8 protein-coding genes are annotated in these 10,305 nt (G+C 40.2%); all 8 read left to right on the forward strand.

From position 1 onward, the window contains the following. Positions 1-1,143: hypothetical protein (locus tag B5X76_RS22100; protein ID WP_079645962.1), on the forward strand; the 1,143-nt coding region annotated here is incomplete at its 5' end. Positions 1,144-1,145: 2 nt separating this feature from the next. Beyond that, positions 1,146-1,661, forward strand: coding sequence for a hypothetical protein (locus B5X76_RS21430; protein WP_079645963.1), 516 nt, complete (start codon positions 1,146-1,148; stop codon positions 1,659-1,661). 10 nt (positions 1,662-1,671) lie between these two features. Then, a complete protein-coding gene (locus B5X76_RS21435) occupies positions 1,672-4,257 on the forward strand; it encodes a DUF11 domain-containing protein (protein WP_079645964.1) in 2,586 nt (861 codons plus the stop codon). 56 nt (positions 4,258-4,313) lie between these two features. Next, positions 4,314-5,891: a T9SS type B sorting domain-containing protein gene (locus B5X76_RS21440; protein ID WP_079645967.1), complete on the forward strand. Its 1,578-nt coding sequence runs from the start codon at positions 4,314-4,316 to the stop codon at positions 5,889-5,891. A 19-nt stretch (positions 5,892-5,910) separates the two neighbouring features. After that, a complete protein-coding gene (locus B5X76_RS21445; RefSeq protein ID WP_079645965.1) occupies positions 5,911-6,918 on the forward strand; it encodes a PorP/SprF family type IX secretion system membrane protein in 1,008 nt (335 codons plus the stop codon). 72 nt (positions 6,919-6,990) lie between these two features. Further along, positions 6,991-8,940 (forward strand): OmpA family protein, encoded by a 1,950-nt coding sequence (locus B5X76_RS21450; RefSeq protein WP_079645966.1) that lies wholly within the window; start codon positions 6,991-6,993, stop codon positions 8,938-8,940. Between the two features lie 54 nt (positions 8,941-8,994). Next, positions 8,995-9,162: a hypothetical protein gene (locus B5X76_RS22105; protein ID WP_176141165.1), complete on the forward strand. Its 168-nt coding sequence runs from the start codon at positions 8,995-8,997 to the stop codon at positions 9,160-9,162. A gap of 357 nt (positions 9,163-9,519) precedes the next feature. Beyond that, on the forward strand, positions 9,520-10,305 hold a 786-nt coding region (locus B5X76_RS22110), incomplete at its 3' end, for a hypothetical protein (RefSeq protein ID WP_217699704.1).

The following is a 10,305-nucleotide window of genomic DNA, read 5'->3' on the forward strand; positions in this document are numbered from 1 at the left end:
AACAGCACTAACGGTTTTACTTCCAGTAATGTCCAGTCTGCTATCGAGGAGCTTAGTGCTAACATTAATACAAACAAAGGAGACCTGTCATTAGAAACGGGTGTTTTAGAGTTTCTTGATAACACAAATGGAACTAATAAATTGTTAGCCTCTGCAAAAGTTGGTATTGTGAATGGGGCTATTACTACTTCTAAATTAAACGACAAAGCAGTTACTTCCGACAAGATGGGAGCAGCAGTGGATGGTTCAGAAGAAGGAATGGTACCAGTTGCAAGTGCTGACGGTACCGTTATTTACAAAAAAATAGGAGTATCTAATATTGATGCTAAAAATCTAACTACAGACGGAATTATTGTTGTAGGAGATGCAACAAGTAGTACAACATCGGCAGCAAGTACATTGTTGGCAGCTGCTAAATTAAGTGTGAAAGACGAATCTATAACAACTGCTCAGATTCAGAATGGAACTATTAAACCAGAGGATATTGCTATTGCAAACAAAGACCAAGTCTTAGTTACTAATGCTAGTGGCAATCCTATCTGGGTTGATCAGTCGACAATTGCTACCAAAGTAGAAGCTAATAATGGTTTAAAGTTAGGAACTGATGCTCATGCAGGTAAAGTTCAATTAGGCGGTGAGTTGATTAGAAAGACAACAATCACGACTACAGCAGATCATACATTAGCTATTGCTGGATTAGATAAGAAAAAGGTTCAGGCTACGGATGCAACAGATGGCATCACACAGCACTTGTTAGCTGTTGGAAGTGATAATGTAGTCAAAGCACTGAAAGCAGCAATGCCGAAGTTTTTCTATATGCCATCGGTAATGGTGCCGACTGCAGAAAGTCAAGCTACGCAAGAAGGTGTTACTTATAATAATACTTCTCGCACGGGTACAATTAACTTATACACGATCTATAAAAAGCAATTTGGATCACCTGTTATGAGTAGTGCTGGAGCTTCCCCTCTACCTGTATTACCTGCGTCTGAATTAGGTTTCCATGTGACTTACGCAACTGAAGGAGTATTTACCATAAAAAGTATTACTGAGGAAGGACTAATGACTTACGGAGTTAGCTCAACCGCGAATATAAATGTGGGTAGCTTTATTAATATCGTGTTCTCCGTAAAAGAAGATTAACTATGAAAAGTAATATTATATATATCGTACTGTTATTTGCACTGTGTTTTGGATTCAAAGCACAGGCGCAGAAAGTAAAAATTACAGAGTATGGCGATAAAATAGCCGGTTTAGCTTCAGAAGAAGAAAAAGAAACTTTGGATAAATTAATTAATGGATTGCCGAACTCGATTTATGTAAACAAAGACAATAAAGCTCAAATTTTTCAGAGAGGAGACAAAATAATCGAAAGCATGTCTTTAAGGAAGTCAGAAGATCTCGAGATTTTGGAAAAGGTATTTGTTAATATGTTTAAAGATATTAAAATTATTGAAATAGAATGGAATGCTACAGACAGCTTTGTTTTATTGAATCGTAATTTTTTGTCTCAGTTTCCAACGCTTAAGTATATCTATATTAAATCATATGAAAATCTGTCTCAACAATTTGTAGAGAGCCAATTTCCTACTCTTATCGAATACTTAAGAGACGGAGTTGGTGTAGAGGTGATATACGTTACAATGGAGCAGCCTAATTAAAGCAAAGGTTATGTTAAAGTCTAAAATGAATCAAAAGGGTGCTTTAAGAACAATCATAACTTTGATGTTTATATTGGTAGGCGTTTTGGGAGTTACTGCACAGGTTGACTTTAAACCCCGAACATCTAGCAAAGCTCCCGCACCATATACTGGTGTGAAGAACTATAATTTGCAGGGAGATTTCACTATGATTGGAAATACCAATCTTACCTTGAAAGACTACTATGAAAGTGGAGACGCTGCAAGTAATAGTAAACCGATGATATACGTAGATGTTGATGGGGATAACAATACAAAGAACTCCTCTTCAGCACAATTGTTATTACCTGGTGGAGAATGTACGGAGATTATATATGCTGGATTGTATTGGACTGGACGGGCACAAAGATCGAATAATTCTTCTTGGACTATCGGTGGACTGGACAAAAGACAGGTCAAGCTGAAGAAAGCGGGATCGTCATATCAAAACATTACCGCAAATTCCGTAGGGGGGCAGTCAGAGATATTATTTCCCACTAATAACAACAGTTATATATATACTGCCTATGCAGATGTAACGGACTATGTTCGGAAAAACGGAGTTGGAAATTATTTTGTGGCAGACATTGCTTTAGCCGAAGGGTCAAGTTCACAAGATGGGACCGGTTATTTCGGAGGATGGGGTATGGTCGTTATTTATAAGAATACATCACTAAAATGGCGTAATATAACGGTTTTTGATGGTTATGGTTATATGACGAGCTCGGTAGGTTCCAAAGAGTTACCTGTTAGTGGATTTCAAGCAGCTCAGCATGGTGACGTTAAAATTAAAATGGGTATGATGGCGGGAGAAGGTGATGTAAGTATTCCAGGGGATTATTTTGATATTAAAAATGTTGCAGGAAATTGGCGAAGGATAAAAAAGGAGGACGGGACCACATCTACTCCTGGAACATCAACACCTAATTTTTTTAATTCATCCATTTTAACTGGAGGAAACTCTCGATCTCCTAATCTAAAGAATAATACAGGAATTGACATTGTAATGTTTGACTTGGATAATCCTGGTAACAGCATTATTAAAAATAATCAATCGTCTTCTACTTTTAGATTTGGATCCACCCAAGATACATATGTTATCCATAATATCGTCTTCGCGGTAGATGCTTATGTGCCCGAGGTTGTAGGAGAAAATAAACCATCTTTAGAGTTTGGTATACCTCCTATTAATGGAGAGACTATTGTGCCAGGACAGGAATTTGAGTTCAAATTGGATATTTATAATAAGGGGAATGAGGCTGTGAATAATACCAAGATAGAAATTCCGATTCCTTCGAACTTACACTATGTCAGTTCAACACCTAGCCAAGGAACAGGTAGCATAAAAATTCCTGATAACACAATTGCTAATTGGGTTGCACCAGTAGGGGCGCCAACGGACGCAACTCCTGAAAATACAGCAGGAGGTAAACTTGTCTGGGATATTGGTACGCTAATAAAAGATGACAGTAAGTCTATCCTACAAGGTTTTCTTAAATATCGTCTGCGCGTGTCGGATAATTGTGTCTTGTTATCAACGGGCACTTGCGGGTTGGAAGTCAGGATAAATGGGAAAATATCAGGAACTGGAGCGACCTCGGGTACAAATGTATCTTCGGATCTAGTAAGAGAGTACGGTGCCGGAGCATGTGCTGGGCCAGTATATGACGACTTTATTTCAACGATTAAGCTAAGTGCAGGGTTTTTACAGGGTTGTAATCCACCTGTTGAGGATGGAATAATGCAGTTTAAAGCTTTTTGTGAAGTTCCTTTAGGTGGTTTCCCTAGAGCGCAGGTCAAAGATATATATCCATTAGGAGCAAAGTTCTTCAGTGTCATCCCCACATCATATCTATCTACGGAGGGTTTGGTCGATGGAGATTTTCCGGTAAATGCTGATGGTTCCAAAAAGATGTATTATGTGATGGTTCCAGGAATGGCTGAAGGTTGTTATGCACGGTTGGAAATCAGTGTGGATAAAGTGACGACCGAGCCTACAGCCCAGAACATAATGGTCTGTTTTGGTGAAGAGATTGTTTTACGAAATTCTCTTTCCCAAATAGGGGTCAGTAACCAATACGCTCTTATCTATTTTGATAAGCAGAATAGTGCGCAGCCGTTTGTTGAGGAGCCTCGTCCAACTACAGTCGGAACGCACACCTATTGGGTTGCCGAAGGTAAAGATGGATGTTTTGGACCTAAGAAAGAATTTACTATCACTATCAATGCTTTACCTGAAATTGTTGGAATGGTAGATGACATTGAAGTATGTACAAACTTTGATGCTTCGGCTACAGTTAAAACATCAACAGCAACCGGATTGACTTATGTATGGGAGTATTCGACAACAGGTGGTACGACATGGGAAACTTTGCAGAATAGTACTTTTTCAAACAAGATTGTGCTTACTGATGGTACAATAGAAGTAAAATACGCAGACGCTCAAATAAATGGTACAAAAGTACGCTTGAAGATCAGCAATAGCCAGTGTGCCGCGACTTCTAATGTTTTCGAGATTAAGGTAAAGGATTGTCCTGCTGTGACAAACCCAATGTTATTGAATAAAGGTATTCAGTAATAGACTAGGGTATACAAGATAAATTAATAACCATCATTCAATATTATAGAATGAAGATGAATATAAAAATAAAAGTGCTGTTACTTGGTCTATTGCTAGTAATGGGAGGAAAACTTTCAGCCCAACAGCAAGGCGCAGGAAGCTTCCTGTCGGATAATGGGCGCAATATATTGACCGAAAATCAATTTGATGCCATCTATACTGAGTCATTATTCATCGGCCCTAATGCCGAGTGGGTGATCGATGGTCAGTTGGATCTCTATGTCAAGAATATATGGATAGCGCCCACGGCAAAGATATCAGGTGCGGGAGTAATCAATATACACAACCCACGTACGAATCCATTTTACGATAAGTGGGCAGACCAGCCCACCTATATCGATGCGAATAACGGAAATTATATCGATGTACGCATGGTGTTGTTGAATGATAATGGACTTCACCTACAGAATATATCGGGACGGGACTATGAAGACAACTCCTTTCCTACGAAAGAGAAAGCAGCCGCATTAAGACTGTCAAAGGCAATCGACCTCCGGGTCAATGGAGCCAATGTGTTCCTGAATGGGAATGATTTTGAACTGGATGTAAACGCGCAGATTTTAAATTATAGTACGCAGCGCTTGGTCGTTACGGGTAACTCGGTGTCCGGGCACTTGATCAAAAATTTCAGTGACCGTAATTCTTCCTTCGTATTTCCTGTGGGTAAAGAGGAACTGGATTATACACCGGCACGTTTGACGCCTTCAGTGAATAAGAGTAAAGTTTATGTTTCGGTGACGGATTACCTCGCTTCAGGAATGCAGTTTAAAGATGAAACTGTTGGTATGGACCGGGTCTGGAGTATTTATGCAGATAAAGGAATGAAGATGGATTATACATTGATTCATAATGTGTCTTCAAACGGTGTGGCTTATGTAGATCCTGAAGCGCAGATTGTACAGGACGCAGATGGAGGGAACTGGATCGGAAATGTGACCGTATTCAACGACGAAACTGGTCCTGGTGGCATAGCACAATCCATGCATACCCGTAAAGATATCGAGACGCGTACAGCAAAGACCCTGTCGGGGACATGGTTTACAAAATTTGCAAATGCACCTCCTAAAGCTGTGGATGATTATGTGACATTGGAGTTTGGTAAGGAAAAGGAAATCAATGTATTGGAAAATGATACTCCTGGTTCTTCCGCTATAGTGACTAATAGTGTGACTGTGGTACTACCTCCGGCAAACGGTACAGTACGGGTGGTCAACGGTGCAATTATTTATACACCGAATCCAGGTTTTATCGGAACGGATGAGTTTGAGTATGAGATCACGGATGAAAACGGTTTGACAGCAAAGGCCCGTGTGTTTGTGACGGTAGCGCCTCGTGAACTTTTTATTCCAAATGTCTTTACACCAAATGGAGATGATAAAAATGAGACGTTTGAGATTGTCGGTATCGAAGCATACGACCGAATCGAACTTATTGTCGTAAATAGATGGGGTAATGAAGTCTACAAAAACTCAAACTACAAGAATGAGTGGAATGGACAAGGGCTAAATGAAGGGACGTACTTCTACATCATATCAGCTGCTAAAGGCAATGATGTGAGGGTGTTCAAAGGAAATGTTTTGATAAAAAGGTAGGGAAATAATATAGATTAAGATGAAAAAGATACTTTCGATTTTAGGGTTTAATCTGGTATTTGCCTTGCAGACATTTGCGCAGCAGAATATACAGTTTACCCAGTATATCTTCAATTCGCTGTCTGTCAATCCGGCTTATGCAGGATATAAAGAGGAGTGGTTTGGACAGGTGGGGTTAAGGAGCCAATGGTCTGGATGGACCGGAGCACCAAAGACGGGGACTATCTCTGTCGATGGGATTATAGATCCAGAGAGTCGTCGCCATGGGGTTGGCCTTCAGGTGGCCAGCGATCACCTCGGGGCACAAGGAGCAACAAGTATATATGCCAACTACGCATTACGTCTGCAGTTAGATAGAGCGGATGAGCATCGCTTGAGTTTAGGGGTTGCAGGAGGTGTAACCCAATATAGTCTAGATGGTAATAAATTGGAATATGTAGATGATAATGACGGATCTATTCCTCCTGGAAAGATATCGACATGGAAGCCGGATATTCGACTAGGTGTTTATTACAACAACAGCAAGTGGTATGCGGGTGTTGCTGTTCAGGATCTATTTGCGGGAAGTAATAGTGGAGAGGATTTTCAATTTAATCAAAATTCACTAGAGAGCCTTTATCGGAAGGTTCACGGATACTTTATTGCTGGTGCATTGGTCGAGTTGGACCCGGGGCTTTTATTGCGTCCGAGTGTCTTGATAAAGGAGGATTTTAAAGGACCAACGTCTTTGGATGTGAATGCGATGTTTATTTTTAACGATAAGTTTTGGATTGGGGGAGGGTATCGGACACGTGCCCGGATCTTTGATAGAAAATATAACCAGGTATCTGTGAATAAATTGAGCTCTACGAATTCGTTGAGTGGAATTGCCCAGTTTTACGTAAATCCAAAGCTACGTATTGGTTACTCGTATGATCATATGCTTAATCGTATGAGTGGTTTACAGAATGGTACGCACGAGCTTACGTTAGGAATTACTTTTGGTGGGCAGCTGCGGAAGCAGATTTTAAGTCCTCGTTATTTTTAATGAAAGACTTGTAAAACCGTGAATTTGTGAAATCGTAAATAGGCTTATCCGCGAATAAGCAACTAATAAAACATGAGAACGAAAACATTTATTAATACAGGCCTGATTACAGTGGCATTGCTGTTGGGGATTGCTACTGTTGATGCGCAGGAACGGCCAAGTCGTCGGTCATCCGCAGAGCAGTTATATAATAGTATGGAGTATGCCAGGGCGGCTAGTGCGTTGGAAAGACTTGTTGATGTTAAGAAGCCGAGGACTATTGATATGGAACGATTGGCAGACAGCTATTATTATATCAACCAGTACGAGTTGGCCGAAAATTGGTATGCGCGTGTGGTAGAACAGAAAGATGCATCTAAAGATGTTCGATTGCATTATGCGGATGTGTTGAAGCAGCAAGGTAAGTATGCAGAAGCTAAAGAACAATATCAGCGGTATATAGCCACTTATGGTGATCAAGACCTGTTACGTCAGGCCATCTTGGGTGCCGACTCTGCTATATCTTGGATGAAAAATCCTACACAACACCAGTTGTATAATGAAAAAAATATTAATACTTCGCTTGCCGAGTTTGGTTTGATTCCTACTAGTGGAGGTGTACTTTATGCGGGCGAACCAAATAGCATACTGGATGAGAAGAGTGGTATGACGGGGCAGGCATACTTGAGGATCTATTCTGCAGAACAGCATAAAGATGGTAGTCTAAACTATGCAAACATACTGTCTAGTGCGTTTAATCATTCACAATATCATGTTGGTCCTGTGTCTACGAATGCTGCTGAAGATGTGCTGTACGTTACGAGGACATATACGGGTAAAGATGGAGAGCAATTCAAGGCGGTGGGGTCCAAATGGAAAAAGCAAAATTTAGAATTAAAGATTTTTAAGAAGAAAGGCGATCAATGGCTGGAAGCGGATTTTCCTTATAATAAGGTACAGCAGTATTCTTTAGGACACGCAGTATTAAGTGCCGATGAAAAGACCCTTTATTATGCCTCGGATATGGCAGGAGGGATTGGGGGTGTCGATATTTGGTTTAGCGAATTGCAGGCTGATGGAAGTTGGGGGAGTCCAAAGAATGCAGGACCTGAGATTAATACAAAAGGAGACGAAATGTTCCCGTCAGTTTTCGGTAATACTTTATATTTCTCAAGTAACGGTCGCGTTGGTATGGGGGGGCTTGATATTTTTAAAGCTAAGATAAATAGCGGTCAGTTTTCTATAGCAGTTAATCTAGGTTATCCGATCAATTCATCTTCGGATGACTTTGCGTTTGTTGAGGCATTTGCAGATCTACAAGGCTCGAGAGGCTATCTTTCTTCGAATAGATCGGGAGGAGTTGGCTCAGATGATATTTATTCTTATGCTTATACAGCCCCGAAAATAACCATCATTTTGGAGGGATTGACGAAGGATAAAGCTACTGGAGCTATTTTGACTGGTACAGCCGTTAGTCTTAGAGAGGAAGGAGGGCGTATTGTGTCCAAAGATGTTACGAATGAAGATGGGCTTGTGCGTTTTGAGGTACCAGCAAATACCAAGTTTAGAATGTTAGGAGAGAAATCGGGCTATTTGTCAGACTCATTAGCTATCGCAGGAATTCAAGCGACAAGAGACACCGTAGTTAGATATACACTATTGCTGCAGCCTGTGTTTACAAAAGGAACAAAATTTGTCCTTGAAAATATTTACTACGATTTTGATAAGCATAATATCAGACCAGATGCGGCTAAGATATTGGATAAGTTGGTCGCTACACTTAGGGATAACCCAACATTACGTATTGAGTTATCGAGCCATACAGATAGTCGAGGAGCAGATTCTTATAATATGAAGCTGTCACAGCGTCGGGCGCAGTCGGCTGTCGATTATATCGTGAGTAGAGGTATTGCGCGGGATAGACTGGTGGCTAAAGGATATGGAGAAACACGTCTAGTGAATAGATGTGGCAATGGTGTGCAATGTAGCTCCGCTGAGCATCAAGCGAACCGAAGAACGGAGGTTGAGGTCTTAGATTACTAAGGTGATGCCATGCGAAGTTTGTGAATTTGATATTGTAATAAGTTATCAATAGAGGTGTCAAAATACAGTAAGAATATTAAAGAGGGAGCGGTTCGCGATATTTTAGAAGGACGGCTGTTACTTGATGAGGCAATGATCAAATATGGTATATTGTCTCCCGTAACGATAAAGAAGTGGCTACGTGAAGCACTAGGAAGTGCGGAGAAGATAGCGGCGGAATAGGGTTTTTTCAAAAAATAGCCTTTGTTAAAAAAACGTATCATACACATGATACGTTTTTTTTTGAATTATACGTTTTTCTACCTTAGCTAGCGTGTAATCATCATTACATCTACCGTGACTGCGTATGCAGTCAACTATGAAAAAGTCCATTTTTGAATACGTCCCATACCTGAGGCGTCTTAAATGTTCTATTTTCTTATTTAACAATGTGACAACGAAGTAACTCTAATTGATGGAGCATCTATAGTATTGGTGTTTTTAGTCGATTGATGAGGCTGTTTTGTTGTATTTGTTGATTTTCTGGTGCATGTTATGTGTTGGTTTGCCAAACTGCTTTATTTCTAGGATTAGGAAATTATGAATATTAAAAACTTTACATTAACCGGTGTTTTTGTTTCACTAGTAACGGTCGCTGCTGCCCAAGAACGACTTTCTGACGGAACAGACAAGAGTGGCCTGACAATGAATCAAAATGCGATTTTAGAGCTGGCTAGTCGAAATAAGGGACTTCTACATACGAGAATAGCCTTAGAAATGACGACTAAAGCTGCTCCGATGAAAGACCATGTTGCGGGACTGATGGTATTTAATACCGAGACGCGTAATGATGTAGTTCCTGGTATTTATTATAATGATGGAACGAAATGGGTGCTTGCATCAAGTGGTAAAGCAACAAGTATTTCATATGATCCAAGGACTTACGAAATTTCTTTTATCGATATAAATAGTAATCCCGTTACGCTGAATTTTAAGAATATTATAAAAGGCAATGAGACGGTAACAAGTCTGATTGATAACGGTGATGGAACCTATGTTTATACTTCTGAGTCGGGATTGAAGACCACAATCGATGTAGCAGCGGATGTTTCGAATACGTTTGAACAGATCGTCAAAAATGAAAATGTCAAAAATGAAATTATTTCCTTGATTAAGAACGTCGGAGGGAACGTTTATTACGATGGGACTAAAATTACCTATCTTACCAAAGAGGGGGATACAAAGGAGATTTCTATTAAGGAAATAGTGAGCGCCAACGAAACGTTGACTGTACTGGGGTACGATAAGTCTTCGAATCAGCTGAAATATACGGATGAAAAAGGTCAGCCACATGTCTTTGATCTAGGAACCGGTTCTCTTGAATAT

It is taken from the genome of Sphingobacterium nematocida, from assembly GCF_900168125.1.
Taxonomy (GTDB): Bacteria; Bacteroidota; Bacteroidia; order Sphingobacteriales; family Sphingobacteriaceae; genus Sphingobacterium; species Sphingobacterium nematocida.